Genomic DNA, 22,308 nt, shown 5'->3' with positions numbered 1-22,308 from the left:
AAACAAAGGTGCGATTTTCCCCTCCCTACGCTAACCTGCGGCCATGTTTTACGAGGTCGACTATGCACATTCATATTCTTGGTATCTGCGGCACTTTCATGGGTTCGATGGCGGTTCTGGCCAAAGAGCTGGGCCATCACGTGACGGGCTCCGATGCCAACGTCTATCCGCCGATGAGCACTCAGCTCGAAGCGCAGGGGATTGAGTTGACCCAGGGCTATGACCCCGCCCAACTCGATCCGGCGCCGGATCTGGTGGTGGTCGGCAATGCCATGTCCCGCGGCAATCCGGCCGTCGAATACGTGCTGAACAAAGGTCTGCCTTACGTCTCCGGCCCGCAATGGCTGGCCGACCACGTACTGCAAGGTCGCTGGGTTCTGGCTGTCGCCGGCACCCATGGCAAAACCACCACCAGCAGCATGCTCGCCTGGGTCCTGGAACACGCGGGCATGAGCCCGGGCTTCCTGATCGGCGGCGTGCCGCAAAACTTCTCGGTGTCGGCGCGTCTGGGCGGCACGCCGTTCTTCGTGATCGAAGCCGACGAGTACGACAGCGCGTTCTTCGACAAACGCTCCAAGTTCGTTCACTACCGCCCGCGCACGGCGATCCTGAACAATCTGGAATACGATCACGCCGACATCTTCCCCGATCTGCCGGCCATCGAGCGGCAGTTCCACCATTTGGTGCGGACCATCCCTAGCGAAGGCCTGGTGATCCACCCGACCACCGAGCCTGCCTTGCAGCGTGTCATCGAGATGGGCTGCTGGACGCCGGTGCAAACCACCGGTGCCGGCGGTCAGTGGCAGGTCAAACTGCTCAGCGAAGACGGTTCGAAATTCGAAGTGATGTTCGAAGGCGTCGCCCAAGGCGTCGTCGATTGGGACATGACCGGTCAGCACAACGTCGCTAACGCCCTGGCCACACTGGCGGCGGCTCGCCATGTTGGCGTCGTACCGTCGATGGGCATCGCCGCGTTGAGCGCCTTCAAAAGCGTGAAACGCCGGATGGAGAAGGTCGCCGAGGTTCGCGGCATCACCATCTACGACGACTTCGCTCACCACCCGACGGCGATTGCGACGACCCTCGACGGCCTGCGCAAACGCATCGGTGATGCGCCGTTGATTGCGATCATCGAGCCGCGCTCCAATTCCATGAAGCTCGGCGCGCACCGTGACGGTTTGCCGGAAAGCGTGGTCGATGCCGATCAAGTGATCTGGTACGCCCCCGCCAACCTCGGTTGGGACCTCGGTGCGACCGCCGCGTTGTGCACGGTGCCATCGATTGTCAGCGATTCTTTGGAAGGCATCATCGAGCGCGTGAAGAGCCAGGCCCAACCCGGCACCCACGTGGTGATCATGAGCAACGGCGGCTTCGGCGGCCTGCACGGCAAACTCGCCGAGGCGCTGCAATGAATAACGGCCCGGAACGCATCACCCTCGCGATGACCGGCGCTTCGGGCGCCCAGTACGGTTTGCGCCTGCTTGACTGCCTGATCCGCGAAGATCGCGAGGTGCATTTCCTGATCTCGAAGGCTGCGCAACTGGTGATGGCCACCGAGACTGACGTCACGCTGCCGGCCAAGCCGCAGACGATGCAGGCCTTCCTCACTGAATACACCGGCGCGGCAGCCGGGCAGATCAAGGTGTACGGCAAGGAAGACTGGATGTCGCCGGTGGCCTCGGGCTCCGGTGCGCCCGCGGCGATGGTGGTGGTGCCTTGTTCCACCGGGACCTTGTCGGCGATCGCGACCGGTGCCTGCAACAACTTGATCGAGCGTGCTGCGGATGTGACGTTGAAAGAGCGTCGCCAGTTGATTCTGGTGCCGCGCGAGGCACCGTATTCGAGCATTCATCTGGAGCACATGCTCAAGTTGTCGAACATGGGCGTGACGATTTTGCCGGCATCCCCTGGCTTCTATCACCAGCCACAGACCATCGATGACCTGATCGACTTCGTCGTGGCGCGGATTCTCAACCTGTTGAACATTCCGCAAGACATGCTGCCGCGCTGGGGCGAGCACCATTTGAGCAGCGATGAATAAGCTGCTGATTATTCTGCTGGCGCTGCAACTGACGGGCTGCGCCACGGCACGCACGCTGGACGCCGCCAAGCCGGGAGCGCTAGTGGTGTACGCGGGGACGCGTCTGGATTTGTACGCCATGAACGGTGGGTGCTGCGCCATGGACCGGTTCGGCGCCAAAGCGCCGAGCTACCCCGGCGTCGACCTGCCGGCCAGCGCGTTGCTCGACACGCTGCTGTTGCCGTTGTCATTGCTGACGGTAATCGGGGTGAGTTTTCAGGCGACTGGTGGATTGTAGCGTTCGACTTTGAGTCTGTGTCGCGCCCTTCGCGGGCAAGCCTCGCTCCTACACAGGCAACGGAGAACCGGTAGGCGCGAGGCTTGCCCGCGAAGGCGCCCTCTCAGGCGCCACAGGATTATTTGCCTAACTTGCGCAACTCATCCGACTCGACAATCCGCACCCCATCCTGTTCTTCCAGCGCCAGCCGCCACATCGCCCGCGCCAGTTGGCAGGCTTCGATGCCGCGGTATTTGCCGGGGATCAAACGCGACAACGGCCCGACGAATTGCTCGGCGGTACGCGGTTCGAGTCGCTCGCCCAGCAGCACCGAAGGTCGGCAAATGGTCAGCTGTGGCCAGTCCTGCGCGCGCAATGCGTATTCCATCTCGCCTTTGACCCGGTTGTAGAAAACCGAAGACCTGCGATCAGCGCCCAAGGCACTGATCACGATCAGGTGCCGGGCACCCATTTCCCGCGCACGTTTGGCAAACGCCACCACCATGTCCAGGTCCACCGCGCGAAACGCCTGTTCCGAGCCGGCCTGTTTGATCGTGGTGCCGAGGCAGCAGTAGGCGATGTCGACGCGACCGTTCAGTTGCGGCAGAAACGCCGCCGGGTCGCCGACCGGGTTTTCCAGATGGGGATGCTCGGCCAGTGGCCGGCGTGAGGGGGCCAATACCCTTGAAATCGTTGGCTCATTGAGCAGGCGATCAAGCAGGTGTTCACCGGTTAACCCGGTAGCTCCGGCAAGCAATACATGCTGAGGCGTCAAGTACATAGTGTTTCCCCCTTGATACTGTTCAGCTTAGTTGCTCTTTGCATCCTTGCTGCTGATAGAGACACTTTGTAGTGCTTTTCGTGCCTGCTGTTTGCGTAAAAGCTGCCAGTGTGAGAGGACCGTTTTCGGCGCCCAGAGCTGCGGTTCAGAGGCTTCGAAGCCGTCGGCCAGTTCGCGCTCCGCGACAGTGGCCTTGGCCAGCTTGAAGGCTTGCTCCAGATCGTCGGTCTGGTTCAGTGCCTGGGCAAAAAGCGCATCGCCGAAGTAGGTGAAGTTGGCTTCTTCCGAGCAACCGAAGGACACCCGGTCCGCGCGCGAGGCGGTCATGATCAGCGTGCGTTCGTCCTTGAGGGCAGGGATGAACCCGCCGGAGTAGCAGGATGAAATCACCACGATCTTGTCGCGATTCTTCAGCGGTGCGAGGACGGCGGCGAGCTCGTCGGCCGGCAGGTCGGCCAGCTCCATGCGCGGCTGGTCGAGCACCAGTTCATGTTCGCTGCTGCCGTGGCTGGTCAGGTAGATGAAGATCAAGTCTTCCGGGCCACTGCGTTCGGCCAGGGTCAGCGCGGCGCGGCGCAGGTTTTCCCGGGTGGCCATCGGCCGGTCGACGAGGTGGTCGCGATGGTTCACCAGGCGGATCTGGCCGAATGCACCGAAGCGGCTGCTGAGCATGTTGCTGACGTAATCGGATTCACGCAGGAACACGCTCTGCTTGCCGTCACCGCCCAAGGTCAGGGTGTACAGCTCGACCGTGGGGGTCGAGGCCGGCACGGCGGACAGGGCGTCATCGAGCAGTCGGCCCTGGGCCAGCAAGCCGAGTTCGAGGGTGTCGGGCAGCAACTTGCCATCGGCGTCGCGAACACGCTGGCCGTTGATCCACGTCCCGCTTTGCACCGTGCCGTCGGTGAGCACCAGGGTGCCGCGCCCCGAATAGCTGTCACTGTCGAACTGGCCGATGTAGAAGCTGCCGTCGGGCAGGTTCAATCGACCCTGGCCGGTAAAGCGCCAGTCGCTGAACTGGCCGATGTAATGGCTGCCGTCAGCACCGATCAACTCGCCCTTGCCGTTCAGCGAGCCTTCCTTGAACTGGCCCAGCCAGACATCGCCATCGGCGTTCTCGTAGCGACCCTTGCCGTGCAGTTGATTGTTCTTGAAGCCACCGACATAGATGTCACCGTCGGCGCTGTTGAAAGTCCCGTTGCCTTCCAGCTGACCGTCCTTGAAGTGCCCGGTGAACTGATTGCCACTGCCATCGCCGCGCTGGCCTTCACCGTTGGGTTTGCCGTGGGCGAACTGGCCCTGGTAGGAGCTGCCGTCATCGAGTTCGAGACGACCGAGCCCTGAATACTGATCGGCCTTGAATTCACCGCGATAGGTCATCGCGTTTTCTTTGAGCGTGCCTTCGCCATCACGGCGGCCGAGTTTGAATCCGCCGGTGTAGCTGCTGCCGTTGGTGGTCAGTGTGCCCTGGCCGTCGAACAGCCCTTGATTGAATTGCCCGCGATAAATCTCGGCGTTGCTGCCATGCCATTCGCCCTGGCCATGCCATTGGCCCTTGTCGAACTCGCCGGCATACCAGCTGCCGTTGGGGTAGTCGATGCGGCCCTGGCCTTGCAGCAAACCGTTGACCAGATCACCGCGATAGCGCCCGCCGTCCGGCAAGCGGGCATCCGGGGGCAGCAGCGATTCGCCATCGCCGCAAGCGGTGAGCAACAGGGTCAAGGCGAGGAGGGCAAGTGAGCGCATAGCGGGATCCGGGCAATTATGCGACGGAGTATGCCGCAGCTATGTGTCGCATTTATAGAGACACGGCAGAGACACGGCGCGAAACAGCGTGAGCTGTTTCGCAATCAGGCCTGTGTCAGACGAAACAGAGGGACAGCGGTTCGGCGATATACGCCGGTTTGTCCGATCCTTCGATTTCAAGTGTGGCGGTGGCTTTGAGCAGCCATTGGCCGGGTTTCTTCTCGATGACTTCGTTCATGTCGACTTTGAGCCGAACCCTGGAGTTGACCTTCACGGGCTGGATGAAACGCACGCTGTCCAGACCATAGTTGACCACCATCTTCGCCCCTTGAGGGAGGATCAGGATGTCTTCCATCAGTTTCGGGATCAACGACAGCGACAGGAATCCGTGTGCAATGGTGCTGCCAAATGGCGTTTGCGCGGCTTTGACCGGGTCGACGTGAATAAACTGATAATCACCTGTGGCTTCTGCGAACAGGTTGATGCGCTCCTGATCGATGGTGAGCCATTCGGAACGTCCGAGTTCCTTGCCGACATAATCTTTGAGCTCTGCAACGGGAACATAGGGCATTGAGACTCTCCTTGGGTTTCATCGGATTTATAGTTTTTCGAGTGGGGGGATTTGACCTCCCTGTGAACCACTTTAGATCAACATGGCAAATTGCTCCGGTCAACTGACCATGCTTTTGGCGAATGCCGATCCATAGCGTTGACGTGCTTATAATGCCCGGCCCCTGTTTGGTGGGGAGTGCGTGCGGGAGATGCTGGATGTTGTTACGTGGCCTGACCTGGCTGGTGCTGTTCCAATTGCTGGGCACAGCCATCAACCATTTGTTTTTGCCGGTACTGCCCGGGCCGATTGTCGGCCTGCTGCTGTTACTGGTGTACCTGATTTCACGCGGGCAAGTCAGTGAGCCGCTGAACCTGGCGGCCAGTAGCCTGCTGCGTTATTTGCCCCTGCTGCTGGTGCCGCCGGCCGTGGGCGTGATGGTGTATGCCAAGGACATCGCCGCAGACTTCTGGGCCATCGTCGGCGCATTGGTGCTGTCGTTGGTGTTGTCGATGGCGTTTGCCGGGATGCTGATGCAGCGCATGGTCAAGCGTCATGCCCATCGCGGAGATCGACCATGATCCTTGACTGGCACGGCGCGCTGGACTCGGTGATCCATCATCCGTTGTTCGGCATCGGCATTACGCTGGGCGCTTATCAGTTGGTGCTGGCAGCCTTCGAGAAGACCCGCTGGATCTTTCTGCAACCGGTGCTGGTCTCCATGCTGTTGGTGATCGGCGTGCTGACGGTGTGTGGCATCACCTTTATCGAGTACCGCAAGAGCACCGAGATCCTCAGTATCTTGCTCGGGCCTGCGACCGTTGCGCTGGCGGTGCCGCTGTACCTCAATCTGCGACGTATTCGGCAGTTGTTCTGGCCGATATTTACTACGCTGGTGATAGGCGGCGTGGTTGCCACGGGGATGGGCGTGTTGCTGGGCTGGTGGTTTGGCGCCGAACACATGATCCTGATGACCATGGCGCCGAAGTCGGTGACGTCGCCGATTGCCATGTTGGTGGCCGAGCAGATTGGTGGTGTCGCGGCATTGGCTGCGGTGTTCGTGTTGATCACCGGCGTGATCGGTGCGATCTTCGGGCCGAGTATGCTGACTCGGCTTGGTGTGCACAGCCCTGAAGCGCGAGGCATGGCGCTGGGCATGACCGCCCACGCGGTCGGCACCTCGGTGGCCTTGCAGGAAAGTGAAGAATGCGGCGCTTTCGCGGCGCTGGCGATGAGTCTGATGGGCGTGGCCACGGCGGTGTTCCTGCCGTTGGCGGTGTCGATGGTGGTGTAAGGAAATGTCTATGAGCTTGCCGCTTTTCCCGTTGAACACGGTGCTGTTCCCTGGTTGCATCCTCGACTTGCAGATCTTCGAGGCGCGCTACCTGGACATGATCGGCCGCTGCATGAAACAGGGCGGCGGCTTCGGCGTGGTGTGCATTCTCGACGGCGAAGAAGTCGGCATCGCTCCGGCCGGCTATGCGCTGGTGGGTTGCGAAGCGTTGATCACCGATTTCAAGCAGCAGGACAATGGCCTGCTGGGCATTCGGGTGCAGGGTGGACGGCGTTTTCATGTATTGCGCACCGAGGTGCAGCGCGATCAGTTGACCGTCGCTGACGTCGAGTGGCTGGAAGACGAGCCTGAGCAACCGCTGCAGGATGAGGACGCCGATCTGGTCGCGCTGCTCAAGGCACTGGCCGAACACCCGATGGTCGAGGCGCTGAACATGGGCACCGAAGCAACCGGGCAACAGTCGCTGGCGAATCAGCTGGCGTACCTGCTGCCGTTTGCCGAGCTGGACAAGATCGACCTGCTGCAACTCGATGATCCCCAGCAGCGACTGGATGCGATTCAGGCGCTGCTGGATGAGTTGCAGGGTGAATTGTTCGCCTGATCAGTAGGCATACCGCAACATCGCATGCGGTAAATGCCGCAACGCAAAGAATCCGAACAACGCCACCAACGCTGGCAATACCAGCCACCAGACTTTTGGTGGCATGGCGTTGAGTGGCGTCTGACGCTGGCTCAGCCACAAACTCGCGGCACAGACGCACGCTGCCAGCATCGCGCCGGCCAGTACATCTGTTGGCCAATGCGCGCCCAGGTAAACCCGCGACAGGGCAATCGCCAGCGCTGGCAAGCAACCCAGCAGCAACCAGGTCAGGCGCATCCGTGGTGGCTGGCCGCGACCGGCCAGCACGGCAAGAGTCAGGAACAACGCGAAGGACCCCGAGGCGTGGCCGCTGGGCATGCTGTAGCTGGTCAGCGGATCGCTCAGCACTTCCGGGCGCACGCGGGCGAAAAACTGCTTGGTGAACGTGTTGCCCAGTGCGGTGAAGAGCAGGGTGCCGCCGGCGAAAATCGCCTGGCGCCACTGTCGGGTGAGCAGCAGCAGACCCGTGAGCAGGGCGCTGAACACCAGCATGTTGCGGAACTCGCCGATCAGCGTGAAGGTGACGGCCACTTCATCGAGCATCGGGCTGCGGTGTTCCTGCACCAGCGCCATCACGCCTTGATCGAGCGCGGTGAGGTGCGGGTAGCCGATAAACAGCCCCGCCAGAATCAACAGACCGAGGCCGGCTATATACGCGGTGGCGTGGCGATGGCGGCGCAGACTGCTGGTCACGCTCAAGCCGATCATTAGCGCAATGCTGCCGGCGACAATCCCTGCTTCAGGCCAGAAACCGTCGGGTAACGGCAAGCGAATCGCCGCGCCCGTGGCCCAGCCGGGCAACAGGTACGCGATGCTCCAGCCTGCGGCGGCCAGCAAACTGACGGCAGCGAAGCGTGGGAAGGGCATGTCGAACATCCCGGCGACCATCGGCAGCATCGGGCGCAGCGGGCCGATAAAGCGTCCGACCAGCAGGCTGGCGATGCCGTAGCGCTGGAAATACGCCTCGGCGCCAGCGATCCATTCCGGATGGTGGCGCAACCCCGGCAGGCGCCGGATGTTCTGGTGGAAATGTCGTCCGATGAAGTACGAAACGATGTCGCCCAGCACGCCGGCGACGAACCCCAGCAGCAGCGTTTCGCTCAATGACAACGCACCGCTGCCGGCCAACACCGCCACGGCGAACAGCAACACCGTGCCGGGCACGATCAACCCGGCAATCGCCAGGCATTCCACGAACGCCACGATGAACACCGCCGCGGCCAGCCATTGCGGGTTAGCCGCCAGCCAACCGGTCACGCTATCGAGCCATGGGCCCATAAAAACAACTCCATCTGATGTTCATTGGTCCCATGGGACGAACGCAATCTTCAAAACACTACAAGCCCTATGTGGGAGAGGGCTTGCTCGCGAAAGCGGCCGACCAGTCAATACTAATGTCGCCTGACACTCCGCTTTCGCGAGCAAGCCCGCTCCCACAAGGGGGGATGTTCATTATTCAGGTCAGCAAAAAATAATCGCGACCTTCGACCTGCCCCCGTCGCAGCGGGTTCCGCGTGCAATACGGCGCGTAAGCCGCGTCGACGAAGCGGTACATCAAATGCTCATCACGCCCATGGGGGATGCCCAGGCGCGTGGTCTGAATAATGTGCGCAGGCGCCGGGCCGACGTCTTCGACCAGCAACACTTCATGGTCAAAACGCTTGGCATCCCACACTGGCACTTTCAAGCCCAGTGACTTGCACAACAATGTCTGCCCGGCACAGAGCTTCTGCGACGGGCGAGGTCGGCCCTGGGCGTCGGGGTTGTTCAGCAGCATCTGCGCCAGGCTCGCCGGCCCGCTCAATTCATCGACCCATGGATAGGCGGATTTGATCAGTACCGCGTTGCCCGGCCCTTGGGCGCTGAAATTCAGGGAATCGCCACCGCGGGCGTAATACATGTAGATGTGCCCACCATCCAGAAACAAAGCCTTACGCTTTTCTGTGTAGCCGAGGGACGCATGGCTGCCTTTTTCTTCGCAGTAATAGGCCTCGGTCTCGATAATCCGGGCGCTGAGCCACAGGTCGCCGACCCGGTGGCGGATGACCTTGCCAAGTAAATCCCGGGCCAGGGTTTGCGCGTCGCGGTCGAAAAACGCGTCCGGGAGCCCCGTGGGCAGGCGTGCAGCGGACGCTCGAACAGTCAGGTTGGACATGATGAACGGTGTTTATCAAGGCTGATTGAGTCGGGATGATAACAATTTGCAGCTTAATCCCGGCTGAACGTCGGCAAATTGCCCTCCATTTCGACCATCCGCCCGTCACCGCTGTTAGTCCCGGGACGCGACAGCTATAATCTGCCGCTTTACTCTTTACCAAGACCTTAGCAAAGACCACCACAGACAATGACTGAGTCCGTTCTTGAGTACATGACCCGTCTGGGTCGCGCCGCCCGCGAGGCTTCTCGCGTCATTGGCCGTGCCAGCACTGCGCAGAAAAACCGCGCGTTGCAGGCGGCTGCCAATGCGCTGGACGCTGCACGCGCCGAGCTGACGGCGGCCAACGAACTGGATTTGGCCGCGGGTCGCGCCAATGGTCTTGAGCCGGCATTGCTTGAGCGTCTGGCGCTGACCCCGGAGCGCATCGACGGCATGATCGTCGGTTTGCGTCAGGTGGCGGCACTGCCGGACCCGGTCGGCGCGATCCGCGACATGAGCTTCCGTCCGTCGGGCATTCAGGTCGGCAAGATGCGCGTGCCGTTGGGCGTGATCGGGATCATTTACGAATCCCGGCCCAACGTGACCATTGATGCCGCGAGCCTGTGCCTGAAGTCCGGCAACGCAACCATCCTGCGTGGCGGTTCCGAGGCAATCAATTCCAATCGTGCCATCGCTGCCTGCATTCAACGCGGCCTGGCCGAGGCAGAATTGCCCGCCGCCGTGGTGCAGGTAGTCGAAACCACGGATCGTGCCGCCGTTGGCGCGCTGATCACCATGCCTGAATACGTCGACGTCATCGTGCCTCGTGGTGGCCGTGGCTTGATCGAACGCGTCAGCCGCGATGCCCGCGTGCCGGTGATCAAACACCTGGACGGCATCTGCCACGTCTACGTCGGTGCCCACGCCGATCTGCCGAAAGCCCGGCGCATCGCCTTCAATGCCAAGACTTACCGTTATGGCATCTGTGGCGCGATGGAAACGCTGCTGGTGGATCAAGCCGTCGCCAAGGATTTCCTGCCGTCGATGGCCGCACAGTTCCGCGAAAAAGGCGTCGAACTGCGCGGTTGCGAACGCACCCGGGCGATCATCGAGGCTGTCGCTGCAACAGAAGAAGACTGGAACACCGAATACCTGGCGCCGATTCTGTCGATCCGCGTCGTTGACGGGCTGGACCAGGCGATCGAGCACATCAATCAGTACGGCTCGCATCACACCGACTCGATCGTCAGCGAAAACCTCGCCGACACCCGGCGTTTTGTGGCGGAAGTCGATTCCTCGTCGGTGATGATCAACACGCCGACCTGCTTCGCCGATGGCTTCGAATACGGATTGGGTGCCGAGATTGGCATTTCTACTGATAAGCTGCACGCCCGCGGCCCGGTGGGCCTCGAAGGTCTGACCTGCGAGAAGTACATCGTGGTCGGTGATGGCCAGTTGCGCGGCCAGGCGTCGGTCTGACTTGGGCGACCTCAAACCGTCAGCCGCGCAAATCGCCAGCGAGCCTGCACCTCGACGCATTGGCGTGCTGGGCGGGACGTTCGACCCGGTGCACATCGGCCATTTGCGCGGTGCGCTGGAAGTCGCCGAATCGCTGGCGCTCGATGAGTTACGCCTGACACCCAGTGCCCGCCCGCCACATCGCGGTACGCCGCAGGTGTCGGCAGAGGACCGTCTGGCGATGGTCGAGTGCGCGGTGGCCGGTGTGGCGCCGTTGGTGGTGGACGCCCGCGAATTGCAGCGGGACAAACCGTCCTACACCATCGACACCCTGGAACTGATGCGCGCCGAATTGGCCGCCTCTGACCAGGTTTTTCTACTTTTGGGCTGGGACGCATTTTGCGGCCTGCCCACTTGGCACCGCTGGGAAGAGTTGCTCCAGCATTGCCACATCCTGGTGCTGCAACGCCCGGATGCCGACAGCGAACCGCCGGATGCCTTGCGCAATCTGTTGGCGGCACGCTCGGTGAGCGACCCGCTGGCCCTCAAAGGGCCGAGCGGACAGATTGCATTCGTCTGGCAGACGCCGCTCGCGGTATCCGCCACCCAGATCCGTCAACTGCTGGCCAGCGGTAAGTCGGTACGTTTCCTGGTGCCCGACGCGGTCCTGGCCTACATCGATGCGCACGGACTCTACCGTGCGTCGAACTGAAAAAGGGAGCGCTTCAAAACACGTGAACGCGTGTACCGAAGCGCCCGAACATACGAGCAAAACGAGTTTTATATGACGAACAAAGACGTAACTAAAGTAAAGCGCAAAGGCACGTTCAAGAGCGCTCCGCTGCCTGAGCCGGTTCTCACCACCGAGCCGCTGAAGGGTGATGAGCTGGTCAAGGTTGCCGTAGCAGCCCTGGAAGACGTGAAGGGCCAGGACATCCAGGTCATCGACGTTCGTGAAAAGCAGAGCATCACTGACTACATGATCATCGCCACCGGTACCTCCAACCGCCAGATCGGCGCGATGCTGGACAAGGTTCGCGAAGCGGTCAAAGCCCTGGGCGTCAAGCCACTGGGTGAAGAAGGCAAGGGCGACAGCGATTGGGTGCTGCTGGACATGGATGACGTCATCGTTCACATGATGACGGCTTCGGCTCGTCAGTTTTACGACCTCGAGCGTCTGTGGTCCGGTGCGGAACAGAGCCGTGCTCTGAACGCGGCTCACCACAGCCCGGAAAACACCCATGAGCATTTCATCAAGCTCAACAAAGACCAGCAATAAGGGACCGCTGTGCGACTGCGACTGATCGCCGTCGGTTCACGCATGCCCAAATGGGTGGAAGAAGGCTGGCATGAATATGCCAAGCGTCTTCCGCCCGAGCTGGCGCTGGAACTGGTGGAAATACCGCTCAACACCCGTGGCAAGAACGCCGACGTGGCACGCTTCATCCGTCAGGAAGGCGAAGCCATGCTGGCCAAGGTCGGGCCGAATGAGCGTGTTGTGACCCTCGAAGTCCACGGCAAGCCCTGGAGCACCGAGCAGTTGGCGGTCGAACTCGATCGCTGGCGGCTGGACTCACGCACGGTCAATTTCATGGTCGGCGGCCCCGAAGGGCTGGCGCCGGAAGTGTGTGCGCGAGCCGATCAGCGCTGGTCGTTGTCGCCGTTGACGTTGCCGCACCCGCTGGTGCGGATTCTGATCGGCGAACAGCTGTATCGTGCCTGGACAGTCTTGTCCGGCCACCCTTACCACAAGTAGTTCTGCCCTCATGCCCCAGCCGATACGCATCAAGGACCACGAAAAAGACGCCCGTCTGGTGCGTGGCCGCGTCGTGTTCGGGGCCATTGCGGTGGTGTTGCTGATCTGCGTGCTGATCGCGCGGCTGTATTTCCTGCAGGTGATCCAGTACGAGTACCACTCGACCCTGTCGGAAAACAACCGCGTCCATGTGCAGCCGATTCCGCCGACCCGTGGGCTGATCTTCGACCGCAACGGCGTGGTCGTGGCCGATAACCGGCCCAGCTTCAGCCTGAGCATGACCCGCGAACGGTCTGGCGACTGGCAGCAAGTACTCGACGTGATCGTCGAAGTGCTGGAGCTGACGCCCGAGGACCGGGTGATCTTCGAGAAACGCATGCGTCAGGGGCGTCGGCCGTTCGAGCCGGTGCCGATCCTGTTCGAGCTGACTGAAGAGCAGATCGCCCGGATCGCGGTGAATCAGTTCCGTCTGCCGGGCGTGGAAGTGGTCGCGCAGCTGGTGCGTCACTACCCGCAGGGCCCGCACTTTGCGCACTCGGTGGGCTACATGGGGCGGATCAACGAGAAAGAGCTGAAGTCCCTCGATCCGGTCAATTACAGCGGCACCCACCACATCGGCAAAACCGGGATCGAGCGTTTCTACGAGCCCGAGCTGCACGGTCAGGTGGGTTACGAAGAAGTCGAAACCAACGCTCGTGGCCGCGTCTTGCGCGTACTCAAGCGTACCGATCCGATTCCCGGCAAGGACATCGTCCTGAGCCTGGACATCAAATTGCAGGAAGCCGCCGAAGCGGCACTCGGCGGTCGTCGTGGCGCGGTGGTGGCACTCGATCCGAAAACCGGCGAAGTGCTGGCGATGGTCAGTGCGCCGAGTTTCGATCCGAACCTGTTCGTCACCGGCATCAGCTTCAAGGCCTATGCCGAGCTGCGCGATTCGATCGACCGGCCGCTGTTCAACCGCGTGCTGCGCGGCTTGTACCCGCCGGGTTCGACCATCAAGCCGGCGGTGGCGATTGCCGGCCTGGATGCCGGTGTCGTGACCGCGTCGAGCCGGGTGTACGACCCCGGCTACTACCAGCTGCCCAACTACGATCACAAATACCGTAACTGGAACCGTACCGGTGACGGCTACGTGGACTTGGACACGGCGATCATGCGGTCCAACGACACCTATTTCTACGACCTGGCACACAAGCTGGGAATCGATCGGCTGTCGGCGTACATGACCAAGTTCGGTATCGGCCAGAAGGTCTCGCTGGATATGTTCGAAGAGTCTCCGGGGCTGATGCCGACACGTGAGTGGAAGCGTGCGACCCGACGCCAAGCCTGGTTCCCGGGCGAAACGCTGATTCTCGGGATCGGCCAGGGCTACATGCAGTCGACGCCGCTGCAACTGGCCCAGGCGACTGCGCTGGTGGCCAACAAAGGCATCTGGAACCGTCCGCACCTGGCCAAGACTGTCGAAGGCGAGCGGCCCAAGGATGAAAACCCGATGCCGGACATCGTCCTGCGCGACCCGTCCGACTGGACCAAGGTCAACCATGGCATGCAGCAGGTAATGCACGGTGCCCGGGGCACGGCGCGCAAAGCGGCGATCGGTTCGCAATACCGCATCGCGGGTAAAAGTGGTACGGCCCAGGTGGTCGCGATCAAGCAGGGCGAGAAGTACGACCGCTCCAAGGTTCAGGAACGCCACCGCGACCACGCCTTGTTCGTTGGCTTCGCGCCGGCCGACAACCCGCAAATCGTGGTGTCGGTGATGGTCGAGAACGGCGAGTCCGGTTCCGGCGTCGCCGCGCCTGTGGTGCGCCAAGTCATGGACGCCTGGCTTCTGGACCAGGACGGTCGGTTGAAGGCCGAATACGCCAGCCCTATCAGTGCGGAGGCTACGGCCCGTGAAGAGTAATTTCGATCGCATCCTCTCCAGTGAGGATGTGATGCGTCGCCGTGCGACGCTGTTGCAACGCATGCACATCGACGGCCCGTTGCTGATCCTGCTGCTGACCCTCGCCGCCGGCAGCCTGTTCGTGCTGTATTCGGCCAGTGGCAAGAGCTGGGACCTGCTGGCCAAGCAAGCCACTTCGTTCGGCATCGGGCTGGTGTCGATGATCGTCATCGCCCAGTTCGAGCCGCGCTTCATGGCCCGTTGGGTGCCGGTCGGTTATGTGATCGGCGTGCTGTTGCTGGTGGTGGTGGACGTCATGGGCCACAACGCCATGGGCGCTACGCGCTGGATCAACATTCCGGGGGTGATCCGCTTCCAGCCTTCGGAGTTCATGAAGATCCTGATGCCGGCGACTATCGCCTGGTACTTGTCCAAGCGCACCTTGCCGCCGCAGCTCAAGCATGTGGGTGTCAGCCTGTTCCTGATCGGCTTGCCCTTCATCCTGATCGTGCGGCAGCCGGACCTTGGCACCTCGCTGCTGATTCTTGCCGGCGGCGCTTTCGTCTTGTTCATGGGCGGGTTGCGCTGGCGCTGGATCGTCAGCGTGCTGGCCGCCGCCGTGCCGGTGGCCGTGGCGATGTGGTTCTTCATCATGCACGACTACCAGAAGCAGCGAATCCTGACGTTCCTTGACCCGGAGAGCGATCCGCTCGGCACCGGCTGGAACATCATTCAGTCGAAAGCGGCCATCGGTTCCGGCGGCGTGTTCGGCAAAGGCTGGTTGCTCGGCACCCAGTCGCACCTGGACTTCCTGCCGGAAAGCCACACTGACTTCATTATTGCGGTGATGGGCGAAGAATTCGGCCTGGTGGGCATTTGCGCGCTGCTGCTGATTTATCTGTTATTGATCGGTCGTGGGCTGGTGATAACCGCCCAGGCCCAGACATTGTTCGGCAAATTGCTCGCGGGCGCCCTGACCATGACGTTTTTTGTTTACGTTTTCGTCAACATCGGTATGGTCAGTGGCCTGTTGCCGGTCGTGGGGGTGCCGTTGCCGTTCATTAGCTACGGAGGAACTTCGCTGGTAACGCTGCTGTCAGCGTTTGGGGTTTTGATGTCGATCCATACCCATCGTAAGTGGATCGCACAGGTTTGAATAAGGTGAAGATGTCAATGCAAGTAATGCGTGGCTGGGCGACTCGATACGCGCCGTGGGTCGGCCTGGTAAGCATCCTTGGCACAACGCAGGACGCGTTGGCCGGCGATTACGAAGGCTCACCCCAGGTGGCCGAATTCGTCGGTGAAATGACCCGCGACTACGGTTTTGCCGGTGAACAGCTGATGGGCGTGTTCCGCGAAGCCGAGCGCAAGCAGTCGATTCTGGACGCGATCTCGAAGCCTGCCGAACGGGTCAAGCAATGGAACGAATATCGTCCGATGTTCATCACCGACGCGCGCATCGCCCGTGGTGTGGACTTCTGGCGTCAGCACGAAGCGGTACTGGCCCGTGCCGAGCAGGAATACGGTGTGCCGGCGCAGGTGATTGTCTCGATCATCGGCGTTGAGACCTTTTTCGGTCGCAATACCGGCAATTTCCGGGTGATCGACGCGTTGTCGACCCTGGGTTTCGACTATCCTCCCCGTGCCGAATTCTTCCGCAAGGAATTGCGCGAGTTTCTGTTGCTGGCCCGTGAGGAACAGGTCGATCCGCTGACCCTCAAAGGCTCCTACGCCGGTGCCATGGGCTTGCCGCAGTTCATGCCGAGCAGCTTTCGCGCCTATGCGGTGGACTTCGACGGTGACGGCCACATTAATATCTGGACCAATCCGGACGATGCCATTGGCAGCGTCGCCAGTTATTTCAAGCGTCACGGCTGGGTTGCCGGCGAGCCGGTGGTCAGCCGCGCCGATGTGCGTGGCGAGCACGTGGATGAAGGTTTGACGACGGGCATCGAGCCGACTAAAACGGTCGGGGAGTTGCGAGCCTTGGGCTGGTCGAGTCATGATGCGCTGCGCGATGATATGCCGGTCACGGCTTTCCGCCTGGAAGGTGACAATGGCCCGGAATACTGGATGGGCCTGAAGAATTTTTACGCAATCACGCGTTATAACCGCAGCGTGATGTACGCCATGGCGGTACATCAACTGTCTGAACAGCTGGTCCAAGCACGGGGCGTCAAGTAATGCGGGCATTGCCTATGAATAAACCCCTGAAGCTCATGGCTTTCGCCGCGTTGGCGGTGCTGGTCGCCAGTTGCTCGACCAGCCGCGCGCCGGCTCAGAAATCTTCATCCACCGCCGTGCGTTCGACGCCAGGCCTGGACATCAACCGCGCCCACAAAGACGGCGCGCCGTGGTGGGACGTCGACGTATCGCGCATCCCGGATGCCACGCCGACCCTGCACTCGGGCCCTTATAAAGCCAACCCGTACACCGTGCTGGGCAAGACTTACTTTCCGCTGCAAGAATCCAAGACCTATGTCGCCTCGGGCACGGCGTCCTGGTACGGCACCAAATTCCATGGCCAGAACACCGCCAATGGCGAGGTGTATGACCTGTACGGCATGAGTGCCGCGCACAAGACATTGCCACTGCCGAGTTACGTTCGGGTGACCAACCTGGACAACAACAAGAGCGTGATCCTGCGGGTCAACGACCGCGGGCCGTTCTATTCGGACCGCATCATCGACCTGTCCTACGCCGCCGCGAAAAAACTCGGTTACGCCGAAACGGGCACGGCGCGGGTCAAGGTCGAGGGCATCGATCCGCAACAGTGGTGGGCACAAAAGGGCCGTCCGGCGCCTTTGATGCTCAACGAGCCGCAAGTAGCGCAAAATGCCGCGCCGACGATTACCGCTTCGGCCGGCACCGTCGAGCAATGGACGCCACCGCCGCAGCAACACGCGGCGGCCGTGGTGCCCGTGCAGATTGATGCAAAAAAAAACGCTTCTGTACCAGCCTCTGGCCAGTATCTGCAGGTGGGCGCGTTCGCCAACCCGGACGCTGCAGAACTCCTGAGATCGAAGCTCAGCGGGATGGTGAGCGCTCCGGTGTTCATCAGCTCGATCGTGCGCAATCAACAGACGCTGCATCGGGTGCGCCTGGGGCCGATCGGTTCGCCGGGTGAAATCCAGCAAGTGCAGAACAGCGTGCGCCTGGCCAATCTCGGTTCGCCGAGCGTGGTCACCGCCGAATAATACGTAGTACTTGATTGACGGTTCGCTTGCGGTTCGGGGGGTGGACCTGGTTGTTGGCTCTTGAAGAACAAAAGCCCGGCAAGGGTTCTGAGTGAACAACTGAACACGCGACAGCTCGTTAGAAAGCTGTCTGATTAGTTTTGCCCGTCAGGGCAGTTTCCATTAGCGATTTCGAGAGACGGATGAACATCACCACCTTTGCCAAACGCCTGTGTCTGCTAGTCCCGCTGCTCCTCTCGCCTGCCGCGTTCGCGGTCGAGATGATGCCGTCGCCACCACAACTGGCTGCTAAATCCTATGTGCTCATGGATGCCAGCAGCGGCAACGTGCTGGTCGAGAACAACGGTGACCAGCGTCTGCCGCCGGCCAGCCTGACCAAGCTGATGACCGCGTACATCGCGACCCTGGAAATCCGTCGTGGCCAGATCGGTGAAAACGATCCGGTGACCGTCAGCGAAAACGCCTGGCGTACCGGCGGTTCGCGGATGTTCATCAAGGTCGGCTCGCAAGTCACTGTCAGCGACCTGCTGCACGGCATCATCATTCAGTCGGGTAACGACGCCAGTGTTGCGCTCTCCGAGCACATCGCCGGCAGCGAAGACGCATTCGCCGACATGATGAACAAAACCGTGGCCGACCTGGGCATGACCAACAGCCACTTCATGAACCCGACCGGTCTGCCGAACCCAGAGCATTACTCGTCGGCTCACGACATGGCCGTACTGGCTCGCGCGATCATCCATGAAGACCCGGCTCACTATGCGATCTACTCGCAGAAAGAGTTCTTCTGGAACGGCATCAAGCAACCTAACCGCAACTTGCTGCTGTGGCGCGACAAGACCGTCGACGGTCTGAAAACCGGTCACACCGACGAAGCCGGCTACTGCATGGTGTCTTCGGCTGTACGTGACGGCATGCGCCTGATCGCCGTGGTGTTCGGCACCAACAGCGAAGTGGCTCGTGCTTCCGAAACCCAAAAGCTGCTGACTTACGGTTTCCGCTTCTTCGAAACCCAGACCTTCTATCAGAAAGGCGCCGAGCTGGCTCAGGCCCCTGTCTGGAAAGGCAGCACCAATCAAGTCAAGGCCGGCCTGGCTGAAGACCTGACCATGACCCTGCCAAAGGGCCAGCTGAAAAAGCTCGCCGCGAGCATGACCATGAACCCGCAGCTGGTTGCGCCAATCGCCAAGGGCGACGTAATCGGTAAAGTCGAAGTGAAACTGGACGACAAGGTGGTGCACAGCGCCGACCTGATCGCCCTGGACGCTGTCGAGGAGGGTGGTATCTTCCGCCGCATGTGGGATAGCATCCGTCTATTCTTCTACGGCTTGTTCAACTGAATTAGTGTGGACTTGCATGGCCCCGATCCAATCCGGAGCGGGGCCATGTCCGTTGCCACGGCTTACGAGGCCGTTACGCCATGACAGATACCGAAGTAAAGGCGCCAAAGATCGAATTCCCAGCCAATGACTATCCGATCAAAGTGATCGGCGACACCATTGTGGACATCAAGCAAAAGATCATCGATATCGTTAAGAAGCACGCAACGATCAACGATGAGAAGGTGGACGAACGCCAGAGCAGCAACGGCAAGTACACCACCATCCAGCTGCACATTATCGCCACCGGTCAAGACCAGCTGTACGACATCAACAGCGAACTGCGGGCTACCGGTTTCGTGCACATGGTGCTGTGATGTCTGGCACGCTGGGCTTTCGCGAACTCGGCCAGATGGCTTACGAGCCGGTCTGGCATGCCATGCAGCGCTTCACCAACGAACGCGGCAGCGATGCCGCGGACGAGATCTGGCTGGTCGAGCACCCACCGGTGTTCACCCAGGGGCAGGCCGGCAAGGCCGAACACTTGCTGCTGCCGGGGGATATCCCGGTGGTGCAGGTTGATCGCGGTGGCCAGGTGACTTACCACGGCCCCGGCCAGTTGGTGGCCTACCTATTGCTCGATGTGCGCAAGCTGGGTTTCGGTGTGCGTGACCTGGTCACCCGCATGGAACACTGCCTGATCGAGCTGCTGGCCAGCTACGGCGTGACCGCAGCGGCCAAGCCCGATGCGCCAGGTGTCTACGTCAACGGGGCGAAAATCGCGTCCCTGGGTCTGCGGATCCGCCACGGTTGCTCCTTTCATGGACTGGCCCTGAACGTGGACATGAACCTGGAACCGTTTCGACGGATTAATCCCTGCGGTTACGCCGGGCTGGCAATGACTCAGCTCCGCGATCACGCAGGATCGATTGAATTTGCCGAGGTAAGTGCCCGGCTGCGCGCGCAGCTCGTCAAACACCTCGACTATGCTGAGCAGACGACCCTAACGGGCGGAATCGACTGATATGACTACTGATGCAGTGCAAACCATGATCCCGACGCTTGATGTAACCGAGCGTCCGGCCCCGCGTGCCAAGGTTGAAGCCGGCGTCAAGCTGCGCGGCGCCGAGAAGGTTGCACGCATCCCGGTCAAGATCATTCCGACCACCGAACTGCCGAAGAAACCTGACTGGATCCGCGTGCGCATCCCGGTTTCGCCGGAAGTCGATCGCATCAAGGCCCTGCTGCGCAAACACAAGCTACACAGCGTGTGCGAAGAAGCGTCCTGCCCGAACCTGGGCGAGTGCTTCTCCGGCGGCACCGCGACCTTCATGATCATGGGCGACATCTGCACCCGTCGCTGCCCGTTCTGCGACGTGGGCCACGGTCGTCCGAAGCCACTGGACACCAATGAGCCGGAAAGCCTGGCCATCGCCATCGCCGACCTGAAACTCAAGTACGTGGTGATCACCTCGGTTGACCGCGACGACCTGCGTGACGGCGGTGCCCAGCACTTTGCCGACTGCATCCGCGAGATCCGCAAACTGTCGCCGAATGTACAGCTCGAAACCCTGGTCCCGGATTACCGTGGCCGCATGGACGTCGCGCTGGAAATCACTGCTGCCGAGCCGCCGGATGTGTTCAACCACAACCTGGAAACCGTGCCGCGCCTGTACAAGGCTGCGCGTCCGGGTTCGGATTACCAGTGGTCGCTGACCCTGCTGCAACGCTTCAAGCAGATGATGCCGCACATTCCGACCAAATCCGGCCTGATGCTGGGTCTGGGCGAAACCGACGAAGAAGTCATCGAAGTCATGAAGCGCATGCGCGAACACGACATCGACATGCTGACCCTGGGCCAGTACCTGCAACCGTCGCGCAGCCACTTGCCGGTCCAGCGTTTCGTGCACCCGGACGTGTTCGCCTGGTTCGCCGAGGAAGGTTACAAGATGGGCTTCAAGAACGTCGCTTCCGGCCCGCTGGTACGTTCCTCGTATCACGCCGACGAGCAGGCGAAGCTGGTCAAAGCTGAATTGATGTCGTCTCTGTAATAAAACGCCCGCAAGGTTTTTCAGCCTTGCGGGCGTTTTTGTTGGCCGTGCCTACGGCCGCTACCGTCTTTTCCTGCAACCTGCGGGGCGATTGACCCTCTTCTGTTTGTCCCCGTTCCTGACTACTGTGTGCTGAAGCTTTTCGCGCAGGGAGATTCATGGATGACCGTTCGACCCACTCACACGCTGTTTCCTCACTCACCTGTTCCGGCCTTGCCCCCGGAAGGGCTGATCGGCGTGATTGCGCCCGCCGGTCCGGCCGGGCTGGACACCGACAAAGCTGTTGCCTGGATGCGCGCTCGCGGTTATGCGCTGCGGATCTTTCCCGGGGTGTACGAGCAGGACGGCTACCTGGCCGGCAGCGACGACGTGCGGCTCAATGACTTGCACGCGGCGTTCGCCGACACCGAAGTCGATGCGATCATCTGTCTGCGTGGCGGTTACGGTACGCCGCGTCTGCTCGATCGCATCGATTTCGAGTTGCTGCAAAACAACGCCAAGCCGTTCATCGGCTACAGCGACATCACTGCGCTGCACGTGGCGATCAGCCGTTACGCCGGTTTCGTGACCTTTCACGGCCCGTTGCTCAATGCCGATTTGCTGGGCGAGAAGCAAAAGCCGACCGAGTCTTCGTTTTTCAACATGCTCAGAGGGCAGGTGAAGGCGGGCAGTGTGCTTTCGCACCCGGTGGCTTACCCGCTGACCACAATCGAGCCCGGCATCGCTCACGGGCGTTTGCTGGGGGGCAATCTGTCGATGATTGCCGCGACCATGGGCACGCCGTATGAGTTGGAGGCTGAAGGCGTCATTCTTTTTATCGAGGACATCAACGAGCCGTTGTATCGCATCGACCGCTTGCTGACTCATCTGCGTCTGGCCGGCACGCTGGGCAAATTGCGCGGGGTTCTGGTGGGGGATGTGGCGGGGGTTGATTCGGTGGCGCTGGAGCGATTGTTCAAGCAGACGTTCGAGCCGTTTCGGATTCCGGTGCTGGCCGGGTGGCGCAGCGGGCATTGCGATCCGAACCTGACATTGCCGATGGGCGCGTTGGTTCGATTGGATGCGGGGAAGAAGGAACTGGTGTTGGAGCAGGATGTGGTGGTCAAACGGTAGGTAGTTGTCGCCTGGCAGTCAGTCTTCGCGAGCAAGCTTCGCTCCTACAGGATGGTGTGATCCTGTAGGAGCGAGGCTTGCCCG

At 61.1% G+C, this 22,308-nt stretch carries 24 protein-coding genes; 19 read left to right on the top strand and 5 right to left on the bottom strand.

Features of this window, described 5'->3' with window-relative positions; translation table 11 throughout:
• The first annotated feature begins 62 nt into the window (after positions 1-62).
• From mpl to ACA049_RS27035, 3 genes are read left to right on the top strand one after another with little or no spacing between them, the layout of a single operon-like run.
• A complete protein-coding gene (gene mpl / locus ACA049_RS27045; RefSeq protein ID WP_497331183.1) occupies positions 63-1,412 on the top strand; it encodes a UDP-N-acetylmuramate:L-alanyl-gamma-D-glutamyl-meso-diaminopimelate ligase in 1,350 nt (449 codons plus the stop codon).
• Entirely contained in the window at positions 1,409-2,041 is a 633-nt protein-coding gene (ubiX, locus tag ACA049_RS27040) for a flavin prenyltransferase UbiX (protein WP_010467349.1), read from the top strand. The genes mpl and ubiX overlap by 4 nt, the downstream gene beginning before the upstream one ends.
• Positions 2,034-2,318 (top strand): YceK/YidQ family lipoprotein, encoded by a 285-nt coding sequence (locus ACA049_RS27035; protein WP_497331181.1) that lies wholly within the window; start codon positions 2,034-2,036, stop codon positions 2,316-2,318. Before ubiX ends, ACA049_RS27035 begins: the two co-directional genes overlap by 8 nt.
• Positions 2,319-2,436: 118 nt before the next feature.
• Here ACA049_RS27035 and ACA049_RS27030 read toward each other — a convergent pair whose 3' ends face one another.
• From ACA049_RS27030 to ACA049_RS27020, 3 genes are all read right to left on the bottom strand, one after another.
• Complete coding sequence (locus ACA049_RS27030) at positions 2,437-3,078, bottom strand: oxidoreductase (protein WP_497331179.1); 642 nt, start codon at positions 3,076-3,078, stop codon at positions 2,437-2,439.
• 27 nt (positions 3,079-3,105) lie between these two features.
• Positions 3,106-4,824 carry a C13 family peptidase gene (locus tag ACA049_RS27025; protein WP_497331177.1) on the bottom strand — a complete coding sequence of 573 codons (1,719 nt, stop codon included), beginning with the start codon at positions 4,822-4,824 and terminating at the stop codon, positions 3,106-3,108.
• 115 nt (positions 4,825-4,939) lie between these two features.
• On the bottom strand, positions 4,940-5,395 hold the full coding sequence (locus ACA049_RS27020) for a MaoC family dehydratase (protein WP_010467353.1): 456 nt from the start codon (positions 5,393-5,395) through the stop codon (positions 4,940-4,942).
• 197 nt (positions 5,396-5,592) lie between these two features.
• Between ACA049_RS27020 and ACA049_RS27015 the strand changes: the two genes are divergently transcribed.
• Genes ACA049_RS27015 through ACA049_RS27005 form a run of 3 tightly spaced genes read left to right on the top strand, consistent with a single transcriptional unit; the run spans position 5,593 to position 7,269 of the window.
• Positions 5,593-5,955, top strand: a complete 363-nt coding sequence (locus tag ACA049_RS27015; protein ID WP_497331175.1) for a CidA/LrgA family protein — start codon at positions 5,593-5,595, stop codon at positions 5,953-5,955.
• Positions 5,952-6,668 (top strand): LrgB family protein, encoded by a 717-nt coding sequence (locus ACA049_RS27010; protein WP_497331173.1) that lies wholly within the window; start codon positions 5,952-5,954, stop codon positions 6,666-6,668. Before ACA049_RS27015 ends, ACA049_RS27010 begins: the two co-directional genes overlap by 4 nt.
• A 10-nt stretch (positions 6,669-6,678) precedes the next feature.
• A complete protein-coding gene (locus ACA049_RS27005) occupies positions 6,679-7,269 on the top strand; it encodes an LON peptidase substrate-binding domain-containing protein (RefSeq protein WP_438661339.1) in 591 nt (196 codons plus the stop codon).
• Here the strand turns inward: ACA049_RS27005 and ACA049_RS27000 are convergent, their stop codons facing one another.
• Positions 7,270-8,586 carry a bifunctional DedA family/phosphatase PAP2 family protein gene (locus ACA049_RS27000; protein WP_497331171.1) on the bottom strand — a complete coding sequence of 439 codons (1,317 nt, stop codon included), beginning with the start codon at positions 8,584-8,586 and terminating at the stop codon, positions 7,270-7,272.
• Between the two features lie 178 nt (positions 8,587-8,764).
• Positions 8,765-9,463 (bottom strand): DNA-3-methyladenine glycosylase, encoded by a 699-nt coding sequence (locus ACA049_RS26995; RefSeq protein WP_497331169.1) that lies wholly within the window; start codon positions 9,461-9,463, stop codon positions 8,765-8,767.
• A gap of 189 nt (positions 9,464-9,652) precedes the next feature.
• Here ACA049_RS26995 and ACA049_RS26990 point away from each other — a divergent pair, with 189 nt between their 5' ends.
• From ACA049_RS26990 to ACA049_RS26930, 13 genes are all read left to right on the top strand, one after another.
• Complete coding sequence (locus ACA049_RS26990; RefSeq protein ID WP_497331168.1) at positions 9,653-10,924, top strand: glutamate-5-semialdehyde dehydrogenase; 1,272 nt, start codon at positions 9,653-9,655, stop codon at positions 10,922-10,924.
• Position 10,925: 1 nt separating this feature from the next.
• Positions 10,926-11,615, top strand: coding sequence for a nicotinate-nucleotide adenylyltransferase (nadD, locus tag ACA049_RS26985; RefSeq protein ID WP_497331166.1), 690 nt, complete (start codon positions 10,926-10,928; stop codon positions 11,613-11,615).
• Between the two features lie 72 nt (positions 11,616-11,687).
• Complete coding sequence (gene rsfS, locus ACA049_RS26980) at positions 11,688-12,182, top strand: ribosome silencing factor (protein ID WP_131063098.1); 495 nt, start codon at positions 11,688-11,690, stop codon at positions 12,180-12,182.
• A 9-nt stretch (positions 12,183-12,191) separates the two neighbouring features.
• The gene (rlmH, locus tag ACA049_RS26975) at positions 12,192-12,659 is read left to right on the top strand and encodes a 23S rRNA (pseudouridine(1915)-N(3))-methyltransferase RlmH (RefSeq protein WP_497331163.1); all 468 of its coding nucleotides are present in this window, start codon (positions 12,192-12,194) and stop codon (positions 12,657-12,659) included.
• A 10-nt stretch (positions 12,660-12,669) separates the two neighbouring features.
• Entirely contained in the window at positions 12,670-14,565 is a 1,896-nt protein-coding gene (gene mrdA / locus ACA049_RS26970; RefSeq protein WP_497331161.1) for a penicillin-binding protein 2, read from the top strand.
• Positions 14,566-14,596: 31 nt separating this feature from the next.
• Positions 14,597-15,700, top strand: a complete 1,104-nt coding sequence (gene rodA / locus ACA049_RS26965) for a rod shape-determining protein RodA (protein WP_497336996.1) — start codon at positions 14,597-14,599, stop codon at positions 15,698-15,700.
• Between the two features lie 17 nt (positions 15,701-15,717).
• A complete protein-coding gene (gene mltB, locus ACA049_RS26960) occupies positions 15,718-16,728 on the top strand; it encodes a lytic murein transglycosylase B (protein WP_497331159.1) in 1,011 nt (336 codons plus the stop codon).
• Entirely contained in the window at positions 16,728-17,741 is a 1,014-nt protein-coding gene (locus ACA049_RS26955) for a septal ring lytic transglycosylase RlpA family protein (protein ID WP_497313920.1), read from the top strand. The genes mltB and ACA049_RS26955 overlap by 1 nt, the downstream gene beginning before the upstream one ends.
• A gap of 182 nt (positions 17,742-17,923) precedes the next feature.
• Positions 17,924-19,081: a D-alanyl-D-alanine carboxypeptidase family protein gene (locus ACA049_RS26950; RefSeq protein ID WP_219096032.1), complete on the top strand. Its 1,158-nt coding sequence runs from the start codon at positions 17,924-17,926 to the stop codon at positions 19,079-19,081.
• Positions 19,082-19,161: 80 nt separating this feature from the next.
• Positions 19,162-19,437, top strand: a complete 276-nt coding sequence (locus ACA049_RS26945) for a DUF493 domain-containing protein (RefSeq protein ID WP_054052426.1) — start codon at positions 19,162-19,164, stop codon at positions 19,435-19,437.
• Entirely contained in the window at positions 19,437-20,084 is a 648-nt protein-coding gene (lipB, locus tag ACA049_RS26940; RefSeq protein WP_497331157.1) for a lipoyl(octanoyl) transferase LipB, read from the top strand. Before ACA049_RS26945 ends, lipB begins: the two co-directional genes overlap by 1 nt.
• Before the next feature lies 1 nt (position 20,085).
• Positions 20,086-21,111 carry a lipoyl synthase gene (lipA, locus tag ACA049_RS26935; protein WP_374039725.1) on the top strand — a complete coding sequence of 342 codons (1,026 nt, stop codon included), beginning with the start codon at positions 20,086-20,088 and terminating at the stop codon, positions 21,109-21,111.
• 162 nt (positions 21,112-21,273) lie between these two features.
• The gene (locus tag ACA049_RS26930; RefSeq protein WP_497331155.1) at positions 21,274-22,224 is read left to right on the top strand and encodes a S66 peptidase family protein; all 951 of its coding nucleotides are present in this window, start codon (positions 21,274-21,276) and stop codon (positions 22,222-22,224) included.
• The last annotated feature ends 84 nt before the right edge of the window (positions 22,225-22,308 follow it).

Source organism: Pseudomonas sp. LBUM1662 (assembly GCF_059695915.1).
Note: the sequence above shows the minus strand (reverse complement) of the source record. Positions and strands in the feature narration are given on the sequence as shown.

Bases quoted from the DNA above. Each gene is read 5' to 3' on its own strand.
- ACA049_RS27015 (WP_497331175.1), top strand. From the start codon at position 5,593: ATGTTGTTACGTGGCCTGACCTGGCTGGTGCTGTTCCAATTGCTGGGC.
- ubiX (WP_010467349.1), top strand. From the start codon at position 1,409: ATGAATAACGGCCCGGAACGCATCACCCTCGCGATGACCGGCGCTTCG.
- lipA (WP_374039725.1), top strand. From the start codon at position 20,086: ATGACTACTGATGCAGTGCAAACCATGATCCCGACGCTTGATGTAACC.
- ACA049_RS26950 (WP_219096032.1), top strand. From the start codon at position 17,924: ATGAACATCACCACCTTTGCCAAACGCCTGTGTCTGCTAGTCCCGCTG.
- mltB (WP_497331159.1), top strand. From the start codon at position 15,718: ATGCAAGTAATGCGTGGCTGGGCGACTCGATACGCGCCGTGGGTCGGC.
- ACA049_RS27020 (WP_010467353.1), bottom strand. From the start codon at position 5,395: ATGCCCTATGTTCCCGTTGCAGAGCTCAAAGATTATGTCGGCAAGGAA.
- ACA049_RS26955 (WP_497313920.1), top strand. From the start codon at position 16,728: ATGCGGGCATTGCCTATGAATAAACCCCTGAAGCTCATGGCTTTCGCC.
- ACA049_RS27030 (WP_497331179.1), bottom strand. From the start codon at position 3,078: ATGTACTTGACGCCTCAGCATGTATTGCTTGCCGGAGCTACCGGGTTA.
- lipB (WP_497331157.1), top strand. From the start codon at position 19,437: ATGTCTGGCACGCTGGGCTTTCGCGAACTCGGCCAGATGGCTTACGAG.
- rsfS (WP_131063098.1), top strand. From the start codon at position 11,688: ATGACGAACAAAGACGTAACTAAAGTAAAGCGCAAAGGCACGTTCAAG.
- ACA049_RS26945 (WP_054052426.1), top strand. From the start codon at position 19,162: ATGACAGATACCGAAGTAAAGGCGCCAAAGATCGAATTCCCAGCCAAT.
- ACA049_RS26930 (WP_497331155.1), top strand. From the start codon at position 21,274: ATGACCGTTCGACCCACTCACACGCTGTTTCCTCACTCACCTGTTCCG.
- ACA049_RS26995 (WP_497331169.1), bottom strand. From the start codon at position 9,463: ATGTCCAACCTGACTGTTCGAGCGTCCGCTGCACGCCTGCCCACGGGG.
- ACA049_RS27000 (WP_497331171.1), bottom strand. From the start codon at position 8,586: ATGGGCCCATGGCTCGATAGCGTGACCGGTTGGCTGGCGGCTAACCCG.
- ACA049_RS27025 (WP_497331177.1), bottom strand. From the start codon at position 4,824: ATGCGCTCACTTGCCCTCCTCGCCTTGACCCTGTTGCTCACCGCTTGC.
- mrdA (WP_497331161.1), top strand. From the start codon at position 12,670: ATGCCCCAGCCGATACGCATCAAGGACCACGAAAAAGACGCCCGTCTG.
- ACA049_RS27035 (WP_497331181.1), top strand. From the start codon at position 2,034: ATGAATAAGCTGCTGATTATTCTGCTGGCGCTGCAACTGACGGGCTGC.
- ACA049_RS27010 (WP_497331173.1), top strand. From the start codon at position 5,952: ATGATCCTTGACTGGCACGGCGCGCTGGACTCGGTGATCCATCATCCG.
- rodA (WP_497336996.1), top strand. From the start codon at position 14,597: ATGCGTCGCCGTGCGACGCTGTTGCAACGCATGCACATCGACGGCCCG.
- mpl (WP_497331183.1), top strand. From the start codon at position 63: ATGCACATTCATATTCTTGGTATCTGCGGCACTTTCATGGGTTCGATG.
- ACA049_RS26990 (WP_497331168.1), top strand. From the start codon at position 9,653: ATGACTGAGTCCGTTCTTGAGTACATGACCCGTCTGGGTCGCGCCGCC.
- ACA049_RS27005 (WP_438661339.1), top strand. From the start codon at position 6,679: ATGAGCTTGCCGCTTTTCCCGTTGAACACGGTGCTGTTCCCTGGTTGC.